This is a genomic window from Enterobacter sp. HSTU-ASh6 (assembly GCF_026319105.1).
GTDB classification, from domain to species: Bacteria; Pseudomonadota; Gammaproteobacteria; order Enterobacterales; family Enterobacteriaceae; genus Enterobacter; species Enterobacter sichuanensis.
Genome location: NZ_WSPD01000002.1, coordinates 1 through 26251, shown reverse-complemented (window position 1 = coordinate 26251; position 26251 = coordinate 1). Strand labels below are relative to the sequence as shown.

The following is a 26251-nucleotide window of genomic DNA, read 5'->3' as shown; positions in this document are numbered from 1 at the left end:
CCTCCGGATTAGTCTTTGATGTCCGGGAAGAGCCCGGACAGGGCGCGAACGGCGTCGTCATAGCCGCTGCGCTCATGAATCGCCTGGTGGAGGAACGCCTCCAGCGACGGGTATTTGTCGATGGCCTGGTCCAGCATCGCGTCACTCCCTTTGACGTACGCCCCCACGCTGACCAGATCGCGGTTACGCTGGTACGCGGAGAGCAGCTGTTTGAAACGCTGCACCCGGCGGTACTGGGCATGCGGGATCAGCTCGGTCATGGCGCGGCTGATCGAGGCTTCGATATCGATAGCCGGGTAGTGCCCCGCCTCGGCCAGACGACGCGACAGCACAATGTGGCCGTCGAGGATCGCGCGCGCGGAGTCAGCAATCGGATCCTGCTGGTCGTCCCCTTCCGTCAGCACCGTATAAAACGCGGTGATCGAGCCGCCCCCTTTCACGCCGTTACCGGTGCGCTCAACCAGGGCAGGCAGGCGGGCAAAGACCGACGGCGGATAGCCTTTGGTGGCCGGCGGTTCGCCAATCGCCAGCGCCACCTCACGCTGCGCCATGGCGTAGCGGGTCAGGGAGTCCATGATCAGCAGCACGTTGAGGCCGCGCTCGCGGAAATCCTCCGCGATGCGGGTGGCGTAGACGGCGCCCTGCATACGTAAAATCGGCGAGACGTCGGCCGGGGCGGCGACAACCACCGCCCGGGCCAGCCCCTCCTCGCCGAGGATATTCTCAATAAAATCTTTTACCTCGCGGCCACGCTCGCCAATCAGCCCCACCACGATGACGTCAGCGTTGGTAAAGCGGGCCATCATGCCGAGCAGCACGCTTTTCCCGACGCCGGAACCGGCGAACAGGCCCATACGCTGTCCGCGGCCCACCGTCAGCAGGCCGTTGATGGCACGCACGCCAACGTCAAGCACGGTTTTGATCGGGTCGCGGTGCAGCGGGTTAAGCGTCGGGGTAAAAAGCCCGGCCGCCGGTTTTCCCGGCGCGGGACGGCCATCCAGCGGACGACCCTGGGCATCCAGCACGCGCCCCAGCAGATGCGGGCCAACGGGAAGCTGTTTACCGGCGTGGCTGTCGCTTTGCAGTGCGTAAATGCGCGCCCCCGGCAGAATGCCGTCGACATGCTCCAGCGGCATCAGAAACAGCGTCTGGCCGTTAAAGCCCACCACCTCGCTCTCGACGGGGATAATGCCCTGCTCCGTCTGGCGCTCAACGATGCACAGGGCACCGATGGGCAGCTTCAGCCCTACGGCCTCCATCACCAGCCCGGTGGCGCGCGTCAGCTTGCCGTACTGGCGAAAATCGGGCACCTGCGTGAGTTTCTCCTCCACCCGGTCGAGGGCGGAGAGCCACTTTTTTAGCTGCTGGCTCATTGCGAGAGCTCCTCGCGTGCCAGCTGGCAGAGCGCCTGCCAGCGGGTTTCCATGCTGGCGTCCACCTCAACGTCCGGGGAGACAATCCGGCAGCCCCCGGCGGCCAGGCTGGCGTCGCGGTGCAACTCCCAGCCCATCGCGGTAAGCGTTTCGCCCAGTGCCGCCTGCACTGGCGCAAACGCGTCCGGGCTGACATACAGCTGGATGGTGCCGTGCAGCAGGGCATCCTGCTGCATCAGGCTGCGGATCTGCGCGTTCAGCGCCTGGTTGTCCGTCACGCGGGCAGTGCCGTAAAGCTGCTGGACCGCGGTGAGCGACAGCTGCACCAGACGCGCGGGGACCAGCCCTTCGAGGTTCTCCAGCGCCAGCTTAAAGTTGCTGACCCAGACTTCGGCCTCGCGCAGCAGCGCCTGCTGCTCCACGCGGGCCTGCTCTACGCCCTGGGCAAACCCGGCGTCGTGGCCCTCTTTCAGCCCGGCCTCGTAGCCCTGCTTGCGCCCCTCTTCCAGGCCCTGCTGCTGCCCCTGAGCAAATCCCTGCTGCTCCGCCTGCTTGCGCAGGCGCGCCAGTTCGGCCTTCAGCTGCGCCTCAGACTGGGTGTTGTCCATCGTTGGCAGCGGGGTGTCCAGCGGCTCGCCCAGCAGGTTTTCAGGCTGCCAGGCCCGCCACCCGGTGGCGTTGTGTTCATCAAATGTAGGCATCGTCGCTGCCTCCAATCAGGATCTCGCCAGACTCGGCCAGGCGACGCACCACGTTGAGAATAGTCTTCTGTTCGGCTTCCACCTGCGACAGACGCACCGGGCCACGGGAGGCCAGATCGTCGGCCATCAGCTCGGCCTGACGGCGCGACATATTGCGGAAGAACTTCATGCGCAGCGGCTCGTCGGCCCCTTTCAGTGCCACAATCAGCGTATCGCTCTCGATCTCCTGCAGCAGACGCTGAATACTTCTGTCTTCCACATCCACCAGGTTTTCGAACAGGAACATCTCGTCGATGATCTTCTGCGCCAGTTCGCCGTCGAACTCGCGCACCGCCTCGATGGCCGCCTCCTCCTGCTGGGATTTCATCAGGTTGAGGATCTCGGCCGCCGGACGGACGCCGCCCATCTTGCTGCGCTTGAGGTTCTGACCGTGCAGCAGGTTGTTCAGCACTTCCGTCAGCTCCTGCAGCGCGGCAGGCTGTACGCCGCCAAAGGTAGCGATACGCAGCATAATGTCGTTACGTTCGCGATCGTCGAATTTGCCCAGCACGTCCGCCGCCTGGTTACGCTTGAGGTGTACCAGGATGGTGGCGATGATCTGCGGGTGCTCTTCGCGGATAAGATCGAACACCGCCTGCGGATCCATAAAGTTGAGCGTTTCGATACCGTTGGTACCCTGATGGGTATCCAGCAGATCTTCCAGCAGCGAGGAGGCACGCTCTTCGCCCAGCGCCTTGACCAGCACGCTACGCAGATAATCGTTGGTGTTGAGGCTGAGCGCCGCATATTCGCTGGAGTCTTTCTTAAACTCCTCCAGTACGCTCGCCATCTGATCGTGGGTAAAGCCCGCCATGTTGACCATCGAACCACTGATCTGCTTTACCTCGTGGGCATTGAGGTGTTTAAACACCTCGGCAGCCAGGACATCTCCCAGCGTCAGCATGACGATGGCGCTTTTTTCTGAGGCATTCATTGTTTTGGCTCCTTACTCATCCACTGGCGGATCACCAGAGCGATAACGCGCGGCTCCTGCTCTGCCAGCTCACGCAGCTGCTGACTGTTAAGCTCCGTATCCACCCGCTGCTGCGCACGTTCGCGAGAGTGCTTCTCGGCGGCGCGTTTTTTCGCGGCAATCTCTTCTTCCCGGGCCTCTTTCTCCATCTCCAGGCGACGGATCGTGGTCTCCTGGTGGCGGAGCCAGGCCGGCTGCACCAGTTTGCGCCACATGATCCAGGCGATAATGGCAATGACCAGATAACGGGCGATAGCCATCAGCAGCGCGTAGAAGCGATCCTGCTTCCAGAACGGCGGTACCGGTGTCTCCACCACGCCGTTAAAGGCGGAATTCAGAATGTTGACGCTGTCGCCGCGCGCGGCGTTGTAGCCGATGGCCTCTTTCACGAGGGCGTTAATGCGCGCCAGCTCCGCCTCGCCGATCGGGCCCGGCTTGCCCTCTTCCCCCTGCGGCAGGTGGTTAATCACCACCGCGACCGACAGACGCTGAATGCGTCCGGCATTGGATTTGGTATGGGTCAGGGTGCGATCCACCTCAAAGTTGGTGGTCTCATCACTGCGGTTGTTATACGGCTGCGCCGTTTCACGGCTGGCGCTGCTGCCGGTGGTTTTCTCTTTTTTGTCATCCGCCGGCGTGTTAAGCGGCTGGGTCAGCGGCGCGGTGGCCGGTGCCGGTGGCGTGTTGCTCAACGCGCCGGGTACGCCGCTCGCGCCACGGCGGTTGCCCTGCTCCGAGAGGCTGGCCTGACGGCTGCGGATCGCCATTTTTTCCGGGTCGCTGTTCGGCTGGTACTGCTCCAGGGTCTGCTCCTGCTCGGTGAAATCCATCTGCGCGGTCACCTGGGCGCGGATGTTTTCATCCCCCACCAGCGGGGCGAGAATGCGCTGAATGCGCTGCTGGTAGTCGCTCTCAATTTCATTGGTGTATTTCAGGTGCGCCGTCTGCAAGCCGCGCAGCCCGCTCTGGGTCAGCAGATTGCCGCGCTGGTCGACAATGGTCACGCTCTCTGCGGCCAGCCCGGTCACCGCGCTGGAGATCAGATGGGTGATCGCCACCACCTGGCTGTCATCGAGGGTCCGGCCCTGCAGCAGGTTAACGGTGACCGAAGCGGTCGGTTTTTTCTGTTCGCGGACAAACATCGACGGCTTCGGCGTGGCCAGATGCACGCGCGCGCTCTGGATCGGGCCGAGATTTTCGATGGTGCGCGCCAGCTCGCCTTCGAGTGCGCGCTGGTAGTTCACCTGCTCGGTGAACTGGCTGACGCCAAACTTCTCCTGATCGAGCAGCTCAAAGCCCACCGAGCCACCCTTCGGCAGCCCCTGCTGGGCCAGCTTCATGCGCACCTCATGCACCTGGGATGCCGGCACCATAATGACGCCTCCCGGCGTATCGATCCGGTAAGGCACATTGAGCTGTGACAGCTGGGCGACAATCGCGCCCCCCTCTTCATCACTGATATTGCTGAACAACACCCGGTAGTCCGGCTCTTTTGCCCAGAACATTAACGCGATGATGACGGAAAGCGCCGCAGCGCCGCATATCACCAGCAAAAGCTTCGGGCTGCCGCGAAGTGAGGACAGTATCGATTTAATTCGCTCTGCCGGATTGTTGGTTAACTCATTTAGTGTGGCACTCATGCCGTATTCCTGTATGAAATAGCACGCATCAGCGATGCGCGTCAGCTCACGAAATTCGCGAGAGTGATGTCGACGATTTCAAAAATATAAGAATTTTTCAGGTGGGCATTATCGTCTGAAAGGCGTTTTTTTTAAGGATAAATAAGCTCAAAGTTCTGTCGGCTTATTGGATTTTCTGAGGTTTTTAAACGCGTGTTAAGCTGTCGACGTTTAAAAGATGTGCAATAAGCAGTGGTTTTTATCCCATTTATCAGGAACTGAAAAATGTCAGCGACATTAATGCGTGGCGTACTCGATCAAATTCAGACCCAGGCGCAGCAGGTCAGCGGCCCCTCTAACCGGCTGCAGACCTCGCGCGGCGACGCGCCCTCTTTTTCTGACGTTTTATTTAACAGCATTAACGAAATAAATAAAACGCAGGTTGAGGCAAAGAGCAAAACAGAGCAGTGGATGTCAGGCAGTAGCGATATTGCCCTGAATGACGTGATGCTGGCGATGCAGAAATCCTCTATTTCATTCAGCTTCGGTATGCAGGCGCGAAATAAGATGATCAGCGCGTATCAGGAAATAATGAATACCCCGGTGTAAGGTCTGATCCCATTCTATGAGTGAAATTAACAGCACGCCTGCACGCTTATCCCTGAATACGCTTTCTCTGACTGACAGCGAATTACAGCGTGTCGGGAAATTAATCTATAAGCGCGCCGGCATTGTCGTCAACGCGCAAAAGCGAGAGATGATTTTCAATCGTCTCTCTCGTCGCGTGCGCACGCTGGGACTGGCCACGTTCAGCGAGTATATCGCCCTTCTGGAGTCGCACGCAGAGCACCCGGAATGGCAGAACTTTATCAACGCGCTGACCACCAACCTGACCTCCTTTTTCCGCGAGGCCTATCACTTCCCGATCCTCGCGGAACATGCCCGGCAGCGCGCGAATGGCTATCGCGTCTGGTGTACCGCCGCCTCAACGGGGGAAGAGCCCTGCTCTATCGCCATGACGCTGAATGAGCAGCTTGGCGCGTCGGTGGCCGGGCCGCGCATCTGGGCGTCGGATATCGACACCGAGGTGCTGGCAAAAGCGGAAGCGGGCGTGTACCGACTGAGCGATCTGGACGCCCTGACGCTGGCGCAGAAGCGCCACTACTTTCTGCGGGGCGCAGGCGATAACAGCGAATGGGTGAAAGCCAGACGGGAACTGCTGTCGGCCATCCACTATCAGCAGCTGAATTTACTCGATGAAAAGTGGCCCGTTCCCGGGCCGTTCGACGCCATTTTCTGCCGCAACGTGATGATCTATTTCGACGCGCCAACGCAGCAGCGCCTGCTGCAGCGCTTTGCGCGTCTGCTTAAGCCGGGTGGCCTGCTGTTTGTCGGCCATTCGGAACACTTTAACCACGCACATATTCCGCTGCGCCTGCGGGGGCAGTCGGTGTATGAACTGACGGAGGCCACACGGTGAAGGCGATTCGTGTGCTGGCGGTCGATGATTCCGCGCTGATGCGAAACATGCTCAGCGCGGTGGTCAATCAGCAGCCGGATATGGAAATGGTCGGTACGGCACCGGACGCGTTTATCGCCCGCGAGCTGATCAAACAGCTCAACCCGGACGTGCTGACGCTGGATATCGACATGCCGCGGATGGACGGGCTGGAGTTTCTCTCCCGCCTGATGCGCCTGCGCCCGATGCCGGTGATTATGGTCTCCTCCCTGACCACCCGTGGGTCGACAGCCACCCTGACCGCGCTTGAGCGCGGCGCGGTGGATTTTCTGCCCAAGCCCGAGCACCGGGGTGCAGAGAATATCGACAGCTGGGGCCAGCTGGTGGTGGAGAAGATCCGCGTCGCGGCCCGCGCGAAGCTGGCCCAGCACGCCCCCGAGGCAAGGCCGGTGCTCGCCGGTATTCCCGTACGTCAGCAGAGCCTTATCGCCATTGGTGCCTCCACGGGCGGCACGGAGGCGCTGCGCCGGGTGCTGATGCCGCTGCCGGTCAGCACGCCGGGGATTGTGATTGCCCAGCATATGCCTGCCGGTTTTACCCACTCTTTCGCCCAGCGACTCGACTCGCTGTGCCAGATTGCCGTGCGTGAAGCGCAGGATGGCGAGCCGGTGCGGCCAGGTACCGCCCTGATTGCCCCAGGCGATCGTCATATGGAGGTCATCTGCCAGGACAACGGCTACCGGATCAGGCTCAGCGATGCCCCGCCGGTGAACCGTCATCGTCCGTCGGTGGATGTGCTGTTTGACTCCGTGGCGCGTCAGGCCAGCAAACACGCCAGCGCCGCCCTGCTGACCGGCATGGGCGCGGACGGCGCGCGCGGCCTGCTGCACCTGCGCCAGACCGGCGCCTTTACCCTCGCGCAGAGCGAAGCCACCTGCGTGGTGTTCGGCATGCCGCGGGAAGCGATTGCGCTGGGCGCGGCGAAAAAGGTCGTCGACCTCGACGATATCAGCCAGTGCTTACTGGACAGTTTCCATAAACATAAATCATCCCATACCGACTCACGACGTTCAGGAGATACCCCCCATGTCGGATAAAAATTTGCGTTTTCTGGTGGTGGACGACTTCGCCACCATGCGACGCATCGTACGAAACCTGCTGCAGGATCTGGGCTACAAGCACATTGACGAGGCCGAAGACGGCCAGGACGCACTCAACAAGCTGCGCGCCAGCGACTTCGATTTCGTGGTCAGCGACTGGAACATGCCGAATGTCGACGGACTGGAACTGCTGAAAACCATCCGCAGCGATGCGGCGATGGCAAAACTGCCGGTCCTGATGGTGACCGCAGAAGCGAAGAAAGAGAACATCATCGCCGCGGCTCAGGCGGGCGCCAATGGTTACATCGTTAAACCGTTCACCGCTGCCACGCTGGAAGAGAAGCTCGGCAAAATCTTTGAAAAACTCGGGTAACCCTTATGAACTCCCCGTTAAACATGCAGGCGGATAACGCCACTGAGATTTTCGTTCGCATCGGCCAGTTGACCCGTCTGCTGCGCGACAGCATGGCCAACCTTGGTCTGGAACAGGCGATTATGGAAGTCGCGGACGCGTTTCCGAACACCCGCGACCGCCTGAATTATGTGGTGGGTAAGACCTCCCAGGCCGCCGACCGGGCGCTGACCAGCGTCGAGGTGGCGCGCCCGCTGCAGGAAGGGCTGAGCGATAGCGCCACCGCGCTGAGCGCCCGCTGGGATGCGTGGTTTGCCAATCCGCAGCCGCTGGACGATGCCCGCGAGCTGGTCAAAGCCACCCGCGCCTTCCTGCACGACGTGCCGGAAAAGACCCAGCAGACCAACCGCCAGCTGACCGAAATCATGATGGCGCAGGACTTCCAGGATCTCACCGGCCAGGTGCTGCAAAGCCTGATGCACGTTATCGAAACCGTGGAGAAGGAGCTGATCAGCGTGCTGGTGGAAAACATGAGTGAACGCGACGCCAGCGCCGCTACCGGTGACGCGCACCTGAAGAACGGTCCGCAGATCGACACCCGCGCCGAGGGCATAGTGGCGTCTCAGGAGCAGGTGGACGATCTGCTGGAGTCACTCGGCTTCTAATCCCGCCGGGCGAATGTCATGTCAGAACAAAACGACAGCGAAAAAACCGAAGACCCCACACCCCACCGAAAGCAAAAAGCGCGCGAGGAGGGACAGGTTCCCCGATCGCGCGAGCTGACGAGCCTCCTGATGCTGCTGGCAGGCTGGGGGTTACTGCTGGTGGCGGGCGGCTGGCTGGCAAAACAGCTGCAGCAACTGCTGCATAACGGTCTGACGTTTGACCGGCTGTTAGTCAGCGACCCGCAGCAGATGCTGCATCACGCCGGATCGCTGCTGGGGATGGCGTTTCTGGCCCTGCTGCCGTTCGTCGGCGGGCTGTTTCTTACCGCCGTTGCCACGCCGTCGCTGATTGGCGGCCTGAATATGAGCGCCAAAGCCCTCAAATTCAACGTCAAAAAGCTTAACCCGATCAGCGGCATCAAGCGTCTGTTTTCCGCGCAGATGGTGTCGGAAATGGTCAAGAGCTTTCTCAAGGTGACGCTGGCGGGCATCGGTGGCGGGCTGTTCCTGTGGTTCAACAAAGGGAAATTTATCAGCCTGATGTATGAACCACTGCGCCTGGCGCTGGGTGATATCAGCGCCCTGCTGATGGGCTGCATGCTGGTCATTATCTTATCGCTGATCCCGATGGTGGCGTTCGACGTGGTGTACCAGCTCTGGAGCAACTTCAAGAAGCTGCGCATGAGCCTGAAGGAAATCAAAGACGAATTCAAAAATCAGGAAGGCGACCCGCTGATTAAAAGTCGCATCCGCCAGCTGCAGCGTCAGATGGCGCAGCAGCGAATGATGACCGATGTTCCCACCGCCGACGTGGTGGTGAATAACCCGACCCACTATTCGGTGGCCCTGAAGTACCAGGAAGGCGCCATGGGGGCGCCGATGGTGGTGGCCAGCGGTAGCGGGCTGATTGCCCTGCGCATCCGCGAACTGGCCGAAGAGAACCGGGTTCCCATGCTTGAGGCGCCGCCGCTGGCGCGTGCCCTGTATCGCCATTGTGACCCCGGCACACCGGTTCCCGCCGAGCTCTATAGCGCGGTGGCGGAAGTCCTGGCCTGGGTTTATGGCCTGAAGCGCTGGCGTAAGGGCTATGGCTTACGTCCGCTGACACCTAAAGATCTTCCCGTTCCGGCGGGAATGGATTTTGCACAAGAGAGTAGAGAGTGATGGCCAATATCGCCACCAAATTACGATTACCCAACATGAAGGAAACCCAGTGGCAGGTGCTGGCCGGGCCGGTACTGATTATGACCATCCTGGCGATGATGATCCTGCCGCTGCCGACCTTCGTGCTGGATCTGCTGTTTACCTTCAACATCGTGCTGTCGATCATGATCCTGCTGGTCGCCATGTTTACCCAGAACACGCTGGAGTTTTCGGCGTTCCCGACGGTGCTGCTGTTCTCCACCCTGCTGCGGCTGGCGCTTAACGTCGCCTCCACGCGCGTGATCCTGATGAATGGCCATACCGGCTCTGAAGCGGCGGGTCAGGTGGTGGAAGCGTTCGGCCACTTCCTGGTGGGCGGCAACTTCGCCATCGGTATCATCGTGTTCATCATCCTGATCATCATTAACTTTATGGTGATCACCAAGGGTGCCGGACGTATTGCGGAAGTGGGCGCACGCTTCTCCCTCGACGGGATGCCGGGCAAGCAGATGGCGATTGACGCGGATCTGAATGCTGGCCTGATCGGCGAAGAGGAAGCCAAACGCCGCCGTAAAGAGGTGACGCAGGAGGCGGACTTCTACGGCTCGATGGACGGTGCGAGCAAGTTTGTGCGCGGTGATGCCATCGCCGGGCTGCTGATTATGGCGATCAACATTATTGGCGGTCTGGTGATCGGCGTGATGCAGCACGACATGTCCGCCAGCGTGGCCGGTGAAACCTACACCCTGCTGACCATCGGTGATGGCCTGGTGGCGCAGATCCCGGGCCTGGTGATCTCCACCGCGGCCGGTGTGGTCGTAACCCGCGTGGCCAACGATCAGGATGTGGGCGAGCAGATGGTGGGCCAGCTGTTCACCTCTCCGCGCGTGATTGTGCTGGCGGCGGGCGTGATTGGTCTGCTGGGGTTGATCCCTGGCATGCCGAACTTCGTCTTCCTGCTGTTTACCGCCACGCTGCTGGGCGTCGCCTGGTGGCTGCGCGGCCGTGAAGGCGACGCGAAAAAAACCGCTGGCGCGCAGGCTGACGCCGACGCGGCAGAAGCCGAGGTGGCGCAGGTGCACGAAGCCACATGGTCTGACGTACAAATGGAAGATACCCTGGGTCTGGAAGTGGGCTATCGCCTGATCCCGATGGTGGATCACGAGCAGCAGGGCCAGCTGCTGACCCGCGTGCGCGGCATTCGCAAGAAGTTCGCCCAACAGATGGGCTTCCTCCCCCCTGCCGTGCATATTCGTGACAACCTGGATCTGGCTCCGACGCACTACCGCATTCTGCTTAAAGGGGTCACCATTGGTTCAGGCGACGTGCAGCCGGATCGCTGGATGGCGATCAACCCTGGCTGCGCAGAGGGCGAAGTTCCCGGTACCCCGTGCACCGAGCCGACTTTTGGCCTGCCGGCCCTGTGGATTGACGAAGTGCATCGCGAACTGGCGCAGACGCTGGGCTACACGGTGGTTGACCCGAGTTCGGTGGTGGCAACGCACCTCAACCATCTGATTACCACCCATACCGAGGAGCTGTTTGGCCGTCAGGAGGCGCAGCAACTGCTCGACCAGATCACCAAACATTCACCGAAACTGGTGGAGGATCTCATTCCGGCGGTCATCAGCCTGACCACGCTGCACAAGGTGCTGCAGAACCTGCTGGCCGAGCGCGTGCCGATCCGCGATATGCGCACCATCATCGATACGCTGGCGGAGTTTGCTACCGCCCAGAGCGATGCCGATGAGCTGACCACCCGCGTGCGGGCGCGTCTTTCCAGGGCGATCACCCAGCAGTGGTTCCCGGGTGAGGACGATATTCAGCTGATTGGTCTGGATCTCTCCCTGGAGCAGTTGCTGGTCCAGGCGACCCAGAGCGGCAGCGCGATTGAGCCAGGCATTGCCGAAAACCTGATGAAGCAGACCGAACAGGCGCTGCAGCATCAGGAAGGCTTAGGCGCGCCGCCGGTGCTGCTGGTGAACCCGGCCCTGCGCCTGATGCTGTCGCGCTACCTGCGCCGCATCTTCCCGCAGCTGGCGGTACTTTCGAGCCAGGAGATTAATACCCAGCGCAACGTGCGGATGACCTATCTGATTGGGGGTAAAGGATGACGCGATGGGTGCCTGGACTGCTTCTGATCTCGCCGCTGGTCATGGCAGCGGACGGCTCCTGGAGCAGCAGCAGCTTTGGCGGCACGATGACGCGGGGCCAGCAGGTGCTGAAGAGCAAACCGGTGCAAAGCCCCTCTCCCCTGCCCGCGGGGGCCGTGGCCTCCCGCGTACACTGGAAAATTGCGACCCATGGGCTGACCCCGCCAGGGTTTCGCATTCGCCTGTGCAGCGCGGCTCGCTGCCTGCCGCTGTCCGGTTTTTCCGGCGAGCAGCCTCTGCCTGCCGGTATGCCGGCAGGCGGACCGTTTCGTTTCGAGTATTATTCCGCGGCAGGCGGGCGTCTTGACGCCCCGTTAACGGTGCTGAGTAATCAGGTTACGGTGAGTTACCGTAACCTGAGGTGAATGAGTTTTGCCCGGCGGCGCTACGCTTGCACGGGCCTACAATGAAACGTGCCATTTATTGCTTTTTTAAACCGCATGGTGTCTGTAACGATTTCCAGCGCAAAGGGGTAAATGCGGCGGCGCTGATTACCTTAACGACCCTGTGTTCGTCTTTATTAATCAGGTATTTCGCATCCCGCACGGGATAAAGCCTATCGCCCGCAGTTACAGGTGCTGAAGAGGTGATGACCGCCACCAGCTTTAACTGCTCAGCACACAGGGTAAGCGCGTAGCGCTGCGCGGCCGCTAACTCGACAACATCGGTAACCCGCCACTCCATAGCGTCTCCTGTATTACAAACCCGGGTCCCGGGTTCAACAACGTAGCCGTCATGTTTGCCGGGTGCGCTGCGCTTACCCGGCCGGGATCGGTCAGAAATAGAAGGTAAATTGCGCAACACCGCCAATTGTGCGGTCGCGTCCGGCAATGGCGGTTACGTCAAACTGCATGGCGTCACCAGCGGAAAGCCCGACACCGCCCGTCACCACGCGGCGGTCGTTGCCGCGCATATCCAGACGATAGCCCGCCCGCAGCTGCACCCAGTCGGCGGTGCGCCATTCCGCGCCAAAGGCCGCGTACTGATTTTTGTCGATATACTGGAAATTGCTGACCGGCGTCAGGTCAATATCGGCCCCCAGCGTGACTGGCCCGGTTTGCCAGGCGGTACCGGCGGTAAGTTGTGGACGGATCACAAAAGCAGGCTGATAGCCGTTCACCTCTCGGGTTTTCACGCGGTTTTCAAACAGGTTTTGCGCGGAAAGCGCCACCATCCAGCCCGGCGTCGGCGAGGCAAAGAGACCGGCGTCGATGTTGGCGCTCATGGTCTGGTGCTGCCAGTTGCCATCGCGCAGATCGGAGCTGTCATAATTGTTGATGGCAACGTTGTAGTTCCACGTTTCAATACGCTGGATCTTCGGCGTGATGCCAACCCCTGCAGGGATATCCCCCACGGTAAACGGACGGGCAATCGACACGCCATATTCAGTGACCAGTGCCGCCATCCCTTCGGCGCGGGAGGTCAGCTTATCCAGATCTTCCTTCACCGGTATAATGGAGCCATTGGCAACGCCTTCGAGGTACTCCAGGTCGCTCTGACTGACCAGCGCACGGGCATTGCCCTTCGCCCAGCTGTTAATGGATAGCGCGATGGGCAGTGAATCATCCGGCACCGCCAGCACCATCGCCAGCCCGACATTCGCGTACGCATTTTCCCCGGAAAGACCAGCAACCATCTCCCCCAGTTTGCCTGCGGCCTGCGCCTCATTGCCGGTACCAATGGCGCTTTCCAGCCTGTCCCAGGCCGATTTGACATCATCAAAACCATCAATCAGGTTGGCCGGATCGCTGACCTGCGCGCCGAGGGACGGTGCAATCAGGCTGATTTTATCCTGCGAGCGCGACGTCGCCAGCAGGGCCGGGTTCACCAGTGGCGCCACGCCAAAGTGTGCCGACGCCACGCCAGTGCCCCCCATAGCGGTGCTGCGGGCATCAAAGCCGTTATAAGATGCCGAGGCAAACGGGACTGTTGCGCTAAAGCCTGCAATTAACAGGCTGCGCATAATAATATTCGTTTTCATTTTATTTCCAGAGTCATATTGAGTGGTGCGTGATAACGCACATTGCGTGTGGTATAAATTGCTCTTTATTATGCTATCAGGAAGTTCAATCTGTTTATCTGGCAATAACCTTAAAGACCTTTCCACTATTAACAACTTTAGTGAATAGAATAAATTATTTATTCCCCTATCATCCGAAATGCTTACAATTGTCATCGCTTATTAACGTTATAAAGGATTGCCTGTAAAAAACAGGCTGCCATAATAGATCCCCAACCATTATTTGTGAGAGAAAAACCGTGCACTATTTCGCTGTCGTGGTTTCATCAATAGTAATGTGTGGCTCTTCTCTGGCCACGTCCGTAAACGCCGCAACCCTGCCTGAACTGGCAGAGGCCTTAAATACACGGTTCGACGTGATGAAGGATGTGGCAGGCTATAAGGCGGCGAACCATCTTCCCGTTGAGGATCTCCCGCGAGAAAAAAATGTGCTCCTGAAGGCGCAGAGCGCTGCCCGTGACGCCATGCTGGATCCGCAGAGTATTGACGCGTTTGTCCAGACGCAGATGGCCGTCAGTAAAAATATCCAGTATCGCTACCTTGACCGCTGGCGTTTACAGCCAGAAAAAGCGTGGCAGCCCCGTCCCCTGAAAGAAGTCAGAGCACAAATTCTGCAACTGGATAATACGATCCTGAATCTGATTAGCCGTCAAATCCTGAGCGGGGGTGGGTTTGGTGAAGAGCAGGACCGCACGCTGGCCCGGTTGCTGGACGATAAGCAGCTCTCTGACCTGGAGAAGGCACAACTGATTGACGCGCTCGGGAAGATTAAACGTCGCTAACGATCTGCCTGAGCCCGTCATGATGTCGACGGGCTCAGGGTTTCATTACTTATTTTTCAATGCACATTGTGCAACATCAGCCTTTAAGGCCTTAATTTCATTCTGCTGTTCGCGTACGGCTTCAATCAGCGGGGCCACCAGCTTTTGATAGTCGACCTGTTTTTTCCCGTCTTGCGTTTTGACCAGTTCCGGGTAGACCTTTTCCACATTCTGCGCGATTAAGCCGACATCCTGGCTTTTATTCTCTTTCCAGGTATAAGAGACCCCTTCCAGCTGGAGAATTTTGTCCAGAGAGCCTTCGAGCGGACGAATATCTTCTTTCAGGCTTTCATCGCTGAAAGGACAGCATCTGGAGCCAACATCGGCCAGGGCAGAGGCAGAAAACAGCAGAGGTATAGCAATAAACGCGGATTTCTTTAACACCATAATCACTCCATAAATGTGTGTGAGACACTGGATATTCAGAGTTATGCATTTAAAAATAAGCGTGTCAGCAAGATATTCCCGCGCTGACAATTAAACGGTAGCAACATTTTTTATTTCAAACCATACGGGCTACCGGACAATAAGCGCTGATTATTGTCAGCAATTATCGCGAATAAACTGGTCGTCTGTCCGCTGTCTAAAAATAATCTTCCTGTGCAGTTCTATTCGTTTATTACACATTTGGAACCGGGGGGCATCGCGTAAAATATTGCCCCCATTACACTCACAAGGGTCATCATGAGAACTGTTATTTTGTTGATTGCGGCAGTGGGCCTGACGGCGTGCCAGACAAAGCGTGAGCTACCGGTTCAGGTGGCACCGCCAGCCGCCGCCGCAGCACCAGCACCGGTTGCAGAAGAGGTCACCCCGGTTACCGCAGTTTCACCAGAGGAGAGACTGAAAGCGTGTCATCAAAAAATTGATGCGCTTAAACACTACGATAAGAAGCGGGCAAACGCGGCACGTTATGCCCTCGCCAGGGCGATAAAAGCGAAAGCCGACACGCAAGCCAGCTCAGCGCATATTTCGCCTGAAGCGCTACACTACGCCCTGTACCATCAGGATCAGAGTGTCGAGGTGATCTGTACGCAGGTATCGCAGCGCCTGGACAGACTGATTCTGAACAAAGTGATGAAGACTTCTGCCTGATCTGCTTTTGCACGCATGTGGGATTTTTATCACTGAAAGGAAACGGGATAAGTGGTTGAATAACGGCAGAGAGGCTGGCCTCTTCTGCCATTCCGACATCTCAACGTTTTGTAGTTGCCTTCATGCCGGGTTCTTTGGCATGTTAACCTGACCTTTCAATTTTGTTCACGTGACGAGTTTGCGAGCAAAGCGATGATTAAGTGGCCCTGGAAATCAAATGATGCTGGTCAACATGCGGCGCTGCCGTGGGATGACGCGCTGGCGATCCCCGTGCTGGCCAGTCTCCAGCCGGATGAACAGTCAAAGCTGATTCAGCTGGCGGATCGCTTTTTGCAGCAAAAGCGGCTGGTCCCGCTGCAGGGGTTTGAGCTGGATGCCCATAAAAGTGCGCGCATCGCCCTGCTGTTCTGCCTGCCAGTGCTTGAACTCGGTATTGAGTGGCTGGACGGTTTCCACGAGGTGCTGATCTACCCTGCGCCGTTCGTGGTGGATGACGAGTGGGAAGATGATATCGGGCTGGTGCATAACCAGCGCGTGGTGCAGTCCGGGCAAAGCTGGCAGCAAGGGCCGATTATCCTCAACTGGCTCGATATTCAGGACTCGTTCGACGCGTCCGGTTTTAATCTCATTATTCATGAGGTGGCGCATAAGCTGGATACCCGCAACGGCGATCGCGCCAGCGGCGTGCCGCTGATCCCACTTCGCGACGTCGCGGGGTGGGAGCACGATCTGCACGCGGCGATGGATAACATCCAGGACGAAATTGACCTGGTGGGGGAAAGCGCGGCCAGCATCGATGCCTACGCGGCGACCGATCCCGCCGAGTGTTTTGCGGTGCTGTCAGAGTATTTCTTCAGCGCACCCGAACTCTTCGCGCCCCGTTTCCCGGCGCTATGGCAGCGTTTCTGCCACTTTTATCAGCAGGATCCGCTTAAGCGTCTGCGACAGCATGAGGAGTCTGGCGGCGCGTCTGCCCGCCAGGTCCACTAGCGCCTGCCGGCCGGGGTTCGCTCAGCTGACCATACCCCTACGCTCAGGGCCAAAAACAGCAGCGCCATTCCCCAGGCGGCCGCGATTAACGACGACTCACCGGATACGCGCGTTACCAGCGGGACCAGCAGCGCGCTGACGCCGTAGCCTAACGTATGGCTGGTGGCAATCACCCCCGCCCCTTTCCCTGTCGTCAACCTGTCGTTCAGCAGCAGCTGATAGCCGGGCGTCGCCATGGCCGCCCCCAGCGAGGTGATGACGATCCCCACGTAGAACAGCGCGACACCCGCAATACACATCACCCCAAGGCCGACAACCATCAGCCCCGCCGCCAGGCAGAGCAAGGTGACCGGGCTGAAATGCTGCGGGCGAACCACCAGAAACTGCGCAGCGAGCGTGGCCAGCGCGGCCAGGCTCAGCAGGACCGCGACATGATGACTAATCTCCCGGGCGTTACCGTTCAGCAACGGGCTAAGATGCGGTGACAGGCCAAGCTGCATCAGACTCACCAGCGCCGCCAGCAGCAGCGCCAGCAGCAGGAACGGCAGCATTGCTGCGGTTAGCCGGGTCGACTGGTGCGCCACCGGCGGCAGCGGCGGATCGGCGACTTCGCGCAGCACCAGCAGCAGAGCGATTAACGGCGCGATCGCCATCAGCCACAGCGGCGCCACCGGGTTAACGCTGAGCATCATCGCCGCCAGCGGCGGACCGAGCAGACGCCCGCAGCTGAGACCGGAGCTGATTGTCGCCAGCGCGGCCATTCTTTTCTCCAGCCCCGCACGCTGAATCGCCCACGTCTGGGCCGCAGGCACCAGCCCGGAGACCGTCAGGCCGTACAGCGTTCGCGAGAGAACCAGCCCCGCCAGCCCCCAGGCGGTATCCAGCCTCCCGTCGGCCATCGCCCAGACCACCAGCGCCATGACGACAAAACTGGCCAGATAGCCGCTGAGCGCGGCCAGCATCACGCTTTTACAACCGTGCCGCTCGCTCTGGCGTCCCCACCAGGGTGAAGCCGGTAAAAAGAGCATCGATCCGAACATCAACAGACCCGCCCAGACGGAGAGCGAGAGTCCGGTCAGGGTGACCAGCTGCGGCAGCATCACCAGCAAACCGTTTTGTCCGATCCCTAATAAACCTGCACACAATGCCAGGGGCCAGTTCGCTTTCGGGGTGAGATTGTCCGTCAGAGTGTCAGAAAGTGAGCGCATAGAATTGTGAACATAGTGTCAATAAATGTGTGGAAATCATGAACTTTATGAAAACAAATATTGCAAAAATAGTTGCGACTGTAAACAGAATGAATATCATAACGAGAATTATTATCAGTCATGGAATGAGGTACACCTATGCGTACTCTGCCCCGCTCTGCCGGTACAGACGTTGCGGCCCAATGTTTTTTAAACGCCCTGTTGCGCGAAACGAAGGACTGGCGCTATCTCCCCGCGACCTGTGCGGATGCGTTATCGCAGATCCATATCCCGCTCTCGCCAACCCAGGCCATTCGGGTTTCAGTACACTATTTTTCCCCAACCCAGCATCATCAGTACCGTTTCCCGGCAACGCTTATCCAGAGCGACAGCGACCATGGTGACGCCGTCACTTTCCCTCAACTTGTTGATTTAATTCTTGAAAAACCCTCTGTAAAAGGCTCACTGGATGCCGATACGCTGGCGCGTTTTAAACAGCGCGTCCTTGAAAGCCATGCCCACACCTGGCAGGCGATCGACCTGCGTCACCGCTGGGCAACCCTGCGCGACACGCCGCTGACGTTCGCCGAGGCGGAACAGGCGCTGCTGGTGGGGCATGCGTTTCACCCGGCCCCGAAATCGCACGAGCCGTTTAACGAAGCCGAAGCGCGTCGCTATTTGCCCGATTTTGCCTCCCGCTTCCCGCTGCGCTGGTTTGCCGTTGAGAGCGAACTGATTGCCGGCGACAGCCTGAACGTCTCCCTGCGCGAACGCCTGCTGCGCTTCGCCGCCCAGAGCGCGCCTGAGCTGCTCGGCCACTTCACCGACACCCGCTGGCTGCTGCCGATGCATCCGTGGCAGGCGGAGTATCTGCTGGAGCAGGCGTGGTGCCAGCGGCTGGTGACGAAGGGTGCTCTGCAGGATCTGGGCGAAGCGGGCGCACAATGGCTGCCGACAAGCTCTTCCCGCTCGCTGTACAGCGAAACCAACAGCGACATGATTAAGTTTTCCCTCAGCGTGCGCCTGACCAACTCGGTGCGCACGCTGTCGGTGAAAGAGGTTAAACGCGGGATGCGCCTGGCGCGTCTGGCGAAGACGGCGCGCTGGCAGGAACTCCAGGCGCGCTACCCCACCATGCGCGTCATGCAGGAAGACGGCTGGGCGGGTCTGCGTGACGAAAGCGGCACCATTCAGGAAGAGAGCCTGATGGCGCTACGCGTCAACCTGCTGTTTGATACCCCGGCTACGCAAACCAACGTGCTGGTGAGCCTGACGCAGGCCGCGCCGGACGGCGGTGATAGCCTGCTGGCTGCGGCGGTGCGCCGTCTTAGCCAGCGGCTGAATTTACCGCTAGCCCAGGCCGCGCGCTGCTGGCTGGACGCCTATTGCGACCGCGTGCTCCTCCCGCTGTTCAGCGCCGAGGCGGACTACGGTCTGGTGCTGCTGGCACACCAGCAAAATATCCTCGTTGAGATGCAGCAGGATTTCCCCGTCGGGCTCATCTACCGTGACTGCCAGGGCAGCGCCTGGACCGAAGGGGCCGACGCGTGGCTGCAGGAGGCGGGCGAAAGCGAGGTGGAAAACCGCTTCGGCGAGAGCCAGCTGCTGCGCTACTTCCCCTATTACCTGCTGCTGAACTCCACACTCGCCGTCACCGCCGCCCTCGCCGCTGCCGGTTTCGACAGCGAAGAGAGCCTGATGACCCGGGTGCGTGACGCGCTGGGCGGACTGCGCCAGACCGCGAAGCAGACCCGCTGCCTTGACTACGTGCTCGACAGCCCGACCTGGAACTGCAAAGGCAATTTCTTCTGCTACCTGCACGACCGCAACGAAAACACCATTGCCGACCCGGCGGTGATCTATTTCGACTTTAGCAACCCGTTTTACAAGGAGAAGGCGTGATGGCTAACGCGAATATCGTCCATTCCGGCTACGGCTTTCGCTGCACCACAACGGATAAATCTCTTCCGCTGAGCCTGGGTCTCGACGGCAGCGCGGTACTTGAGCGCCTGAACGACATCCCGGACGGCTGGCTGGTCGAGGCGCTGGATCAGCTGTTCGTCGCCGCACCGTCGCTGACCGGCATCACGCTGCCGTGGGCGGTCTGGCAGGATGAACCCCAGGCGCAGGCGCTGTTTCGCCAGGCTCACGGGGATTATCTGGCCCGCGAGACCTTCTGGCAGCTGCCGCTGTGGCTTAAAGACGAACGTCCGCAGGCCAGCGGTGGCATGCAGTTTGATGAGAGCCGTCAGCTCTACTTCCCGCTGCGCCCTCACCGTCCGCAGGGCGAAGTCTATCGCCGTTACGATCCGCAGATTAAACGCACCCTGAGCTTCCGCGTGGCGGACGTGGCGCTGGACGGCGAACGTTTTACCCAATGGATGAACAATCCACGCGTCAACGCCTTCTGGGAGATGGCCGGCCCGCAGGCCGAGCAGGAGAACTACCTGCGCCGTCAGCTTGATTCGACGTACTGCTATCCGGTTATCGGCTGCTTTGACGATCGGCCGTTCGGCTATTTTGAGCTTTACTGGGCGCCGGAAGATCGCATTGGTCGACACTATCGCTGGCAGCCGTTTGACCGCGGGCTGCATATGCTGGTCGGGGAAGAGAACTGGCGCGGCGCGCAGTATATCCGCAGCTGGCTGCGCGGCCTGAGCCACTATCTGTTTATGGATGAACCGCGCACCATGCGGATTGTCGCCGAGCCACGTTTTGACAACCAGCGCCTGTTCCGCCATCTGGCTACCGCCGGTTTCGACACCGTCAAAGAGTTCGATTTCCCGCACAAGCGTTCGCGCCTCATCATGAGCGAACGTCACCGCTTCTTCAGCGAGGTGGGCCTGTGAACGCACTCTGGCAAAAAGTGAACCGTGAGATGGTGGCGAAGATCCTCGCCGAGCTGGAATACGAACGCACCCTGCGCGCCGAGTCCCTGGACGCGGACCGCTGGCAAATCACCATGGGCAGCGAAACCTGGCAGTTTCACGCCACGCGCGGGATCTGGGGCTGGCTGCATATCGACCCGAACAGCCTGACCGCCGTGAGCGGCGCGGCCATTGAAGCCGAAAGCGCGCTGCTGCAGCTGGCCACGGTGCTGGAGATGAGCGATGCGCAAACGGCTGAGCATCTGGAAGATCTCTACGCCACGCTGCGGGGCGATATTCAATTGCTGCAGGCGCGTGAAGCGCTGGATGCCGACGCGCTTATCCACCTCGACCCGGACGAACTGCAGTGTCTGATGAGCGGCCATCCGAAGTTTATTTTTAACAAGGGACGCCGCGGCTGGGGGCTGGATGCGCTGCGCCAGTACGCGCCGGAATACCGCGGGCGTTTTCGCCTGCACTGGGTCGCCGTTAAGCGCGAGCAACTGGTCTGGAGCAGCGACGCCGATTGCGACATTCACAATCTGCTGGCCAGCGCGATGGACAACGCCGAGCGCACCCGGTTTGACGCCTGCTGGCAGGCGCTGGGGCTCAACGACAGCTGGCTACCGGTGCCGCTGCACCCGTGGCAGTGGCAGCAGAAGATCGCCATTCATTTCCTGGCCCAGCTGGCGCGCGGTGAGATGGTGGAGCTGGGCGAATTTGGCGATGAGTACCTGGCGCAGCAGTCCCTGCGCACGCTGACCAACGCCAGCCGTCGTACGAAATATGATATCAAGCTGCCCCTGACCATCTACAACACCTCCTGCTATCGCGGTATTCCGGGCAAGTACATTGCTGCCGGGCCGCTGGCGTCGCGCTGGTTACAGCAGCAGTTCACCAGTGACGCCACCCTTATCCGCTCTGGCGCGCAGGTGCTTGGCGAACCTGCGGCGGGGTATCTCTCGCATCCGGGTTATGCCGCATTGCCGAAAGCGCCCTATCGCTACCAGGAGATGCTGGGCGTGATCTGGCGGGAAAACCCCTCCTGCTATCTGCAGGACGGTGAACAGGCGGTGCTGATGGCGGCGCTGATGGAGACCGATAACGCCGGGCGTCCGCTGATTGACGCGTGGATCACACACTCGGGGTTAAGCGCCGAAGCGTGGCTGGAAAAGCTGTTTAAGGCGACGGTGATCCCGTTCTATCACCTGCTGTGTCGCTACGGCGTGGCGCTCATCGCCCACGGGCAGAACGTGACGCTGGTGATGAAAGATTACGTCCCACAGCGCATCCTGCTGAAGGATTTCCAGGGCGATATGCGCCTGGTGGATGAGGATTTCCCGCAGGCGCAGAGCCTGCCGGAGCAGGTGAAAACCGTCACGGCGCGCCTGAGCGCGGATTACATCATTCACGACCTGCAAACCGGCAACTTTGTGACGGTGCTGCGGTTTATCTCGCGTCTTACCCAGCAAAGCGGGGTCAGCGAAACGCGTTTCTACCAGATCCTCGCCGGCGTGCTGCAGCGCTATATGGCTGCGCACCCGGATCTGGCGGAGCGCTTTGCCAAATTCGATCTCTTCAGGCCGCAGATCATTCGCGTGATCCTCAACCCGGTCAAACTGACCTTCTCCGAACACGACGGCGGCAGCCGCATGCTGCCGAACTACGTCTCCGACCTCGATAACCCCCTTTTTCTGGCCTCACGGGAGTCAGCGCAATGAAAACCTATGATTTCATCGGCATTGGTATTGGCCCGTTTAACCTCAGCATCGCCGCCCTCGCAGAGGGGCTGGACGGCTTTAGCTCGCTGTTCCTTGAGCGTAAACCGCATTTTTCCTGGCACCCGGGAATGATGGTGCCGGACTGCCACATGCAGACCAGCTTCCTGAAGGATCTGGTCAGCGCCGTGGAGCCTACCAACCGCCACAGCTTCCTCAACTACCTGGTGCAGCGTAAAAAGTTCTACCGCTTTCTGACCACCGAGCAGCGCACCGTCTCTCGCGAAGAGTTTGCCGATTACCTGTGCTGGGCGGCGGAAAACCTCACCAACCTCGCCTTCAGCCAGCAGGTGCAGCAGGTCAGTTTTGATGAGAACAGCGGCCTGTTTGAGGTGGTAACCCAGCGCGATCGCTTCCTGGCACGCCACGTCTGCGTAGGGATTGGCAAACAGATCAATCTGCCCGACTGCGTCACGGTGCAGGACGATACCTGCTTCCACGCCAGCGAGATGATGCTGCGCACGCCGGATCTGGCGGGCAAGCGCGTGACTATCGTCGGCGGCGGGCAGAGCGGTGCCGACCTGTTTTTAAATATCTTCCGCGGGGAATGGGGACAGCCGCTGAGCCTGAACTGGGTGTCACGCCGCAACAATTACAACGCGCTGGATGAGGCCGCATTTGCCAACGAGTATTTCACGCCGGAGTACGTGGACAGCTTCTCCACGCTCGGTGAAGAGGCCCGTCGCCAGATGCTGCACGAGCAGAAGATGACCTCCGACGGGATCACCACCGAGTCCCTGCTGGCCATTTACCGCGCCATGTACCACCGCTTTGAAGTGCTGCGTGAAAAACCCTGGGCGCACCTGATGCCGTCCCGCTCGGTGACCGCGCTGACGCGGCTGCAAAACGGGCAGCGCCTGAGCATACAGCATCATCTCGACGGCGGCAGCGAGCAGCTGGAGAGCGACGTAGTGATTTTTGCCACCGGCTACCGTGCCGTACAGCCGGCGTTCCTCGCGCCTTTGTCTCACCGCCTCCATCTGGATACGGACGACGCCTTCTGTATCAACAACGACTTCACCCTTGAATGGGACGGCCCGCAGAGCAATCGCCTGTTTGCCGTGAATGCCGGGATGCACCGTCTCGGCATTGCCGAACCCCAGCTCAGCCTGATGGCCTGGCGTGCAGCGCGAATTCTGAATCGCGCGCACGGCGATGAGCCGTTTGAGCTGGCCACTACCCCCGGCGTGATCCACTGGCGCAGCACCGCCAGCCCGGAGAGCAGCCAGGTTTTTAAATCGTTAGCCAAAACGACTGAGTACTGACACACACATTCAGGATCAACATAACAATGAAACGTTCTCATCTTTGGGTTTTAAATCCGTGCTTGCTTGCAATGCTTTCTACCTCTGCATGGGCAGAAGAACAAAAGGAAGAAAATATCGTTGTCTCCGCCAGCCGCGCGCACCGCAGCGTGGCGGAGATGGCGCAGACCACCTGGGTTATTGAGCGGGCTGAAATTGAGCAGCAGGTTCAGGGGGGGAAAGAGATTAAAGACGTGCTGGCGCAGCTGATACCGGGCATGGACGTCAGCAGCCAGGGGCGTACCAACTACGGTATGAACCTGCGCGGTCGTTCGATGATGGTGATGGTGGACGGCGTGCGTCTGAACTCGTCCCGCAGCGACAGCCGTCAGCTTGACTCGATCGATCCGTTCAACATCGACCGTATCGAAGTGATCTCCGGCGCCACCTCGCTCTACGGCGGCGGCAGTACCGGGGGTCTGGTGAACATCGTCACCAAAAAAGGCCAGCCGGAGACTGAGGTTGAGTTCCAGACCGGTGCCAAAAGCGGCTTTAACAGCCATAACGATCACGATGAGAACGTGTCGGCGGCGGTCAGCGGCGGGAATGATAACGCGTCCGGCCGTCTGTCGGTCTCCTATCAGCGCTACGGCGGCTGGTATGACGGCAACGGTGACGAGGTGATTATCGATAACACCCAGACCGGCTTACAGTATTCCGACCGTATTGATGTGATGGGCACGGGCACCATCAACATTGACGATCACCAGCAGTTGCAGTTAACCACGCAGTACTACAAGAGCGAATCCGACGGCAAGCATGGCCTCTATCTCGGGAAAAACTTCTCGGCGGTAACGGGTGATGCCACGGCGTATAACAAAAATAACCTGGACTCTGATCGTATTCCTGGTACCGAGCGCCATCTGATTAACCTGCAGTACTCCAATACCGATTTCTGGGGTCAGGACCTGGTTGCGCAGATCTACTATCGTGACGAGAGCCTGACCTACTACCCGTTCCCGACCCTGAGCAAAGGGGCGGTGACCAGCATTGGCGCCTCCCAGCAGAAAACCGATTTTTACGGCGGCAAGCTGACGCTTAACAGCAAACCGGTGGATGACCTGACGCTGACCTGGGGTGTGGATGCCGATCACGAAACCTTTGATGCCAACCAGCAGTTCTTCGACCTGAGTAAAGCGGCGGCGAGCGGCGGCATGAAGCTGGACAACGCCTACAACGTGGGCCGTTATCCGGGTTACAGCATCACCAACCTCGCCCCGTTCCTGCAGGCGAGCTACGACATTGACGCCATTACCCTGAGCGGCGGCGTGCGTTACCAGTACACCGAAAACAAGGTGGACGACTTTGTTGGTTACGCCCAGCAGCAGGCCATCGCCACCGGGAAAGCCACCTCCGCAGACGCGGTACCGGGTGGGAAAACGGATTACAACAACTTCCTGTTTAACGCCGGGATCCTTGGCCGCCTGACCGAACAGCAGCAGCTGTGGTTTAACTTCTCTCAGGGCTTCGAAATTCCTGACCTGGCGAAATATTACGGTTCCGGCACCTATCAGCTTGTCGACGGGCACTATCGTCTGGTTAACAGCGTGAACGTGAACGATTCGAAACTGGATGGCATCAAGGTCAACGCGTATGAGCTGGGCTGGCGTTATACCGGGGATAACCTGCGCACGCAGGTCGCGGCCTATTACTCGCTCTCGGATAAAACCATCACCATCAACAAGACGGACATGACGATTAACCTCGAAGACGACAAGCGTCGTATCTACGGGGTGGAAGGTCAGGTGGACTATTTCTTCACCGACAGCGACTGGAGCACGGGCGCAAACTTCAACGCCATTAAGTCCGAAACCCGTGAAAACGGCAAATGGGAGAAGCTGACGGTTGACAGCGCCAGCCCGTCGAAAGCCAGCGCCTGGGTCAACTGGGCACCGGGCGACTGGACCCTGCGCGTGCAGAGTACGCAGACCTTTGACGTCTCTGATGCCGATGGTAAGAAGATCGACGGCTATAACACCGTCGACTTCCTTGGCAGCTACGCCCTGCCGGTGGGTAAAGTCAGCTTCAGCGTGGAAAACCTGCTGGACAAGGACTACACCACCGCCTGGGGCCAACGTGCACCGGGGCTGTACAGCCCAACGTATGGCGCACCGGGTCTGTATACCTATAAAGGCCGCGGGCGTACGTTTGGTCTGAACTACTCCGTCCTGTTCTAAGTCATCGCGCCGCCTGCCTGCGGGCGGCGCACTTCTTGTGTAATTTCAGCGCGATTTTGCTATAAAATCAGCGATTTGCTGAAATTGTCGGCAAACGATCAAAAAGGGTGTTTTCCCCCTTTGACAAGGCGTACTGAGGTCGTTACTATGCGCCTCGTTCACACCATTCCTCTGTAGTTCAGTCGGTAGAACGGCGGACTGTTAATCCGTATGTCACTGGTTCGAGTCCAGTCAGAGGAGCCAAATTTGAAAAGCCTGCTTTTAAAGCAGGCTTTTTGCTTTTCTACGCAAGGTAAATGCAAAACGGTAACCCGGTTGCCGTTTTTAGTGTGTGCACCCTCTCCCACGGGAGAGGGTTGGGGTGAGCAGCTGTGTTTAAAGTCAACGGCTGACGACTAACCTGCCACCCATTTTTTATTGTCCCGCACCATCGCA

The 26251-nt window shown here is 59.4% G+C and carries 24 protein-coding genes and 1 tRNA gene; 17 read left to right on the top strand and 8 right to left on the bottom strand.

The annotated features are described in order from the left end of the window. Positions 1 to 8: 8 nt before the first annotated feature. Genes fliI through fliF form a run of 4 tightly spaced genes read right to left on the bottom strand, consistent with a single transcriptional unit; the run spans position 9 to position 4726 of the window. A complete protein-coding gene (fliI, locus tag GM298_RS02325) occupies positions 9 to 1373 on the bottom strand; it encodes a flagellar protein export ATPase FliI (RefSeq protein WP_025758653.1) in 1365 nt (454 codons plus the stop codon). After that, on the bottom strand, positions 1370 to 2074 hold the full coding sequence (locus GM298_RS02320; RefSeq protein WP_088244276.1) for a flagellar assembly protein FliH: 705 nt from the start codon (positions 2072 to 2074) through the stop codon (positions 1370 to 1372). The genes fliI and GM298_RS02320 overlap by 4 nt, the downstream gene beginning before the upstream one ends. After that, positions 2061 to 3047 carry a flagellar motor switch protein FliG gene (fliG, locus tag GM298_RS02315; RefSeq protein ID WP_025758655.1) on the bottom strand — a complete coding sequence of 329 codons (987 nt, stop codon included), beginning with the start codon at positions 3045 to 3047 and terminating at the stop codon, positions 2061 to 2063. The genes GM298_RS02320 and fliG overlap by 14 nt, the downstream gene beginning before the upstream one ends. Continuing rightward, positions 3044 to 4726 carry a flagellar basal-body MS-ring/collar protein FliF gene (gene fliF, locus GM298_RS02310; RefSeq protein WP_259566620.1) on the bottom strand — a complete coding sequence of 561 codons (1683 nt, stop codon included), beginning with the start codon at positions 4724 to 4726 and terminating at the stop codon, positions 3044 to 3046. Before fliF ends, fliG begins: the two co-directional genes overlap by 4 nt. Before the next feature lie 264 nt (positions 4727 to 4990). Between fliF and fliE the strand changes: the two genes are divergently transcribed. From fliE to GM298_RS02270, 8 genes are read left to right on the top strand one after another with little or no spacing between them, the layout of a single operon-like run. Next, entirely contained in the window at positions 4991 to 5314 is a 324-nt protein-coding gene (fliE, locus tag GM298_RS02305) for a flagellar hook-basal body complex protein FliE (RefSeq protein WP_025758657.1), read from the top strand. Positions 5315 to 5330: 16 nt separating this feature from the next. Next, the gene (locus GM298_RS02300) at positions 5331 to 6185 is read left to right on the top strand and encodes a CheR family methyltransferase (protein WP_266153508.1); all 855 of its coding nucleotides are present in this window, start codon (positions 5331 to 5333) and stop codon (positions 6183 to 6185) included. Continuing rightward, entirely contained in the window at positions 6182 to 7261 is a 1080-nt protein-coding gene (locus GM298_RS02295) for a protein-glutamate methylesterase/protein-glutamine glutaminase (RefSeq protein WP_088244278.1), read from the top strand. The genes GM298_RS02300 and GM298_RS02295 overlap by 4 nt, the downstream gene beginning before the upstream one ends. Continuing rightward, positions 7251 to 7637 (top strand): chemotaxis response regulator CheY, encoded by a 387-nt coding sequence (gene cheY / locus GM298_RS02290; protein ID WP_059385156.1) that lies wholly within the window; start codon positions 7251 to 7253, stop codon positions 7635 to 7637. Before GM298_RS02295 ends, cheY begins: the two co-directional genes overlap by 11 nt. A gap of 5 nt (positions 7638 to 7642) precedes the next feature. Beyond that, complete coding sequence (gene cheZ, locus GM298_RS02285) at positions 7643 to 8281, top strand: protein phosphatase CheZ (RefSeq protein WP_025758664.1); 639 nt, start codon at positions 7643 to 7645, stop codon at positions 8279 to 8281. Positions 8282 to 8299: 18 nt separating this feature from the next. Continuing rightward, positions 8300 to 9445, top strand: a complete 1146-nt coding sequence (flhB, locus tag GM298_RS02280; RefSeq protein ID WP_266153507.1) for a flagellar biosynthesis protein FlhB — start codon at positions 8300 to 8302, stop codon at positions 9443 to 9445. Beyond that, positions 9445 to 11538: a flagellar biosynthesis protein FlhA gene (flhA, locus tag GM298_RS02275; protein WP_262746223.1), complete on the top strand. Its 2094-nt coding sequence runs from the start codon at positions 9445 to 9447 to the stop codon at positions 11536 to 11538. Before flhB ends, flhA begins: the two co-directional genes overlap by 1 nt. Before the next feature lie 8 nt (positions 11539 to 11546). Next, the gene (locus GM298_RS02270) at positions 11547 to 11942 is read left to right on the top strand and encodes a flagellar protein FlhE (protein WP_323138407.1); all 396 of its coding nucleotides are present in this window, start codon (positions 11547 to 11549) and stop codon (positions 11940 to 11942) included. Between the two features lie 55 nt (positions 11943 to 11997). Here the strand turns inward: GM298_RS02270 and GM298_RS02265 are convergent, their stop codons facing one another. Together GM298_RS02265 and traF are read right to left on the bottom strand one after the other, a co-directional pair. After that, positions 11998 to 12261: a polymyxin B resistance protein pmrD gene (locus GM298_RS02265; protein WP_266153505.1), complete on the bottom strand. Its 264-nt coding sequence runs from the start codon at positions 12259 to 12261 to the stop codon at positions 11998 to 12000. A gap of 91 nt (positions 12262 to 12352) precedes the next feature. Beyond that, complete coding sequence (traF, locus tag GM298_RS02260; RefSeq protein ID WP_266153504.1) at positions 12353 to 13558, bottom strand: conjugal transfer protein TraF; 1206 nt, start codon at positions 13556 to 13558, stop codon at positions 12353 to 12355. A 278-nt stretch (positions 13559 to 13836) separates the two neighbouring features. Between traF and GM298_RS02255 the strand changes: the two genes are divergently transcribed. Further along, complete coding sequence (locus GM298_RS02255; RefSeq protein WP_266153503.1) at positions 13837 to 14379, top strand: chorismate mutase; 543 nt, start codon at positions 13837 to 13839, stop codon at positions 14377 to 14379. A 45-nt stretch (positions 14380 to 14424) separates the two neighbouring features. Here the strand turns inward: GM298_RS02255 and GM298_RS02250 are convergent, their stop codons facing one another. Continuing rightward, positions 14425 to 14805, bottom strand: a complete 381-nt coding sequence (locus tag GM298_RS02250) for a tail fiber domain-containing protein (RefSeq protein WP_025758675.1) — start codon at positions 14803 to 14805, stop codon at positions 14425 to 14427. Positions 14806 to 15102: 297 nt separating this feature from the next. Here GM298_RS02250 and GM298_RS02245 point away from each other — a divergent pair, with 297 nt between their 5' ends. Continuing rightward, positions 15103 to 15513, top strand: a complete 411-nt coding sequence (locus GM298_RS02245; protein WP_262746213.1) for a hypothetical protein — start codon at positions 15103 to 15105, stop codon at positions 15511 to 15513. Between the two features lie 192 nt (positions 15514 to 15705). Next, positions 15706 to 16503, top strand: coding sequence for a DgsA anti-repressor MtfA (gene mtfA, locus GM298_RS02240; RefSeq protein WP_025758678.1), 798 nt, complete (start codon positions 15706 to 15708; stop codon positions 16501 to 16503). Here the strand turns inward: mtfA and GM298_RS02235 are convergent. After that, positions 16500 to 17711, bottom strand: coding sequence for an MFS transporter (locus GM298_RS02235; protein WP_266153502.1), 1212 nt, complete (start codon positions 17709 to 17711; stop codon positions 16500 to 16502). The two genes, mtfA and GM298_RS02235, sit on opposite strands and share 4 nt — an antisense overlap. Before the next feature lie 138 nt (positions 17712 to 17849). Between GM298_RS02235 and GM298_RS02230 the strand changes: the two genes are divergently transcribed. The 6 genes from GM298_RS02230 (at position 17850) to GM298_RS02205 (ending at position 26059) form a co-directional block, all read left to right on the top strand. Further along, on the top strand, positions 17850 to 19592 hold the full coding sequence (locus GM298_RS02230) for an IucA/IucC family protein (RefSeq protein WP_266153500.1): 1743 nt from the start codon (positions 17850 to 17852) through the stop codon (positions 19590 to 19592). After that, complete coding sequence (locus GM298_RS02225) at positions 19592 to 20539, top strand: GNAT family N-acetyltransferase (protein ID WP_266153499.1); 948 nt, start codon at positions 19592 to 19594, stop codon at positions 20537 to 20539. Before GM298_RS02230 ends, GM298_RS02225 begins: the two co-directional genes overlap by 1 nt. After that, positions 20536 to 22278: an aerobactin synthase IucC gene (iucC, locus tag GM298_RS02220; RefSeq protein ID WP_323138405.1), complete on the top strand. Its 1743-nt coding sequence runs from the start codon at positions 20536 to 20538 to the stop codon at positions 22276 to 22278. The genes GM298_RS02225 and iucC overlap by 4 nt, the downstream gene beginning before the upstream one ends. Continuing rightward, complete coding sequence (locus tag GM298_RS02215) at positions 22275 to 23600, top strand: lysine N(6)-hydroxylase/L-ornithine N(5)-oxygenase family protein (protein ID WP_059385169.1); 1326 nt, start codon at positions 22275 to 22277, stop codon at positions 23598 to 23600. Before iucC ends, GM298_RS02215 begins: the two co-directional genes overlap by 4 nt. 26 nt (positions 23601 to 23626) lie before the next feature. Further along, complete coding sequence (locus GM298_RS02210) at positions 23627 to 25816, top strand: TonB-dependent siderophore receptor (protein ID WP_095441710.1); 2190 nt, start codon at positions 23627 to 23629, stop codon at positions 25814 to 25816. 167 nt (positions 25817 to 25983) lie between these two features. Continuing rightward, positions 25984 to 26059 (top strand) — tRNA-Asn (locus GM298_RS02205). The last annotated feature ends 192 nt before the right edge of the window (positions 26060 to 26251 follow it).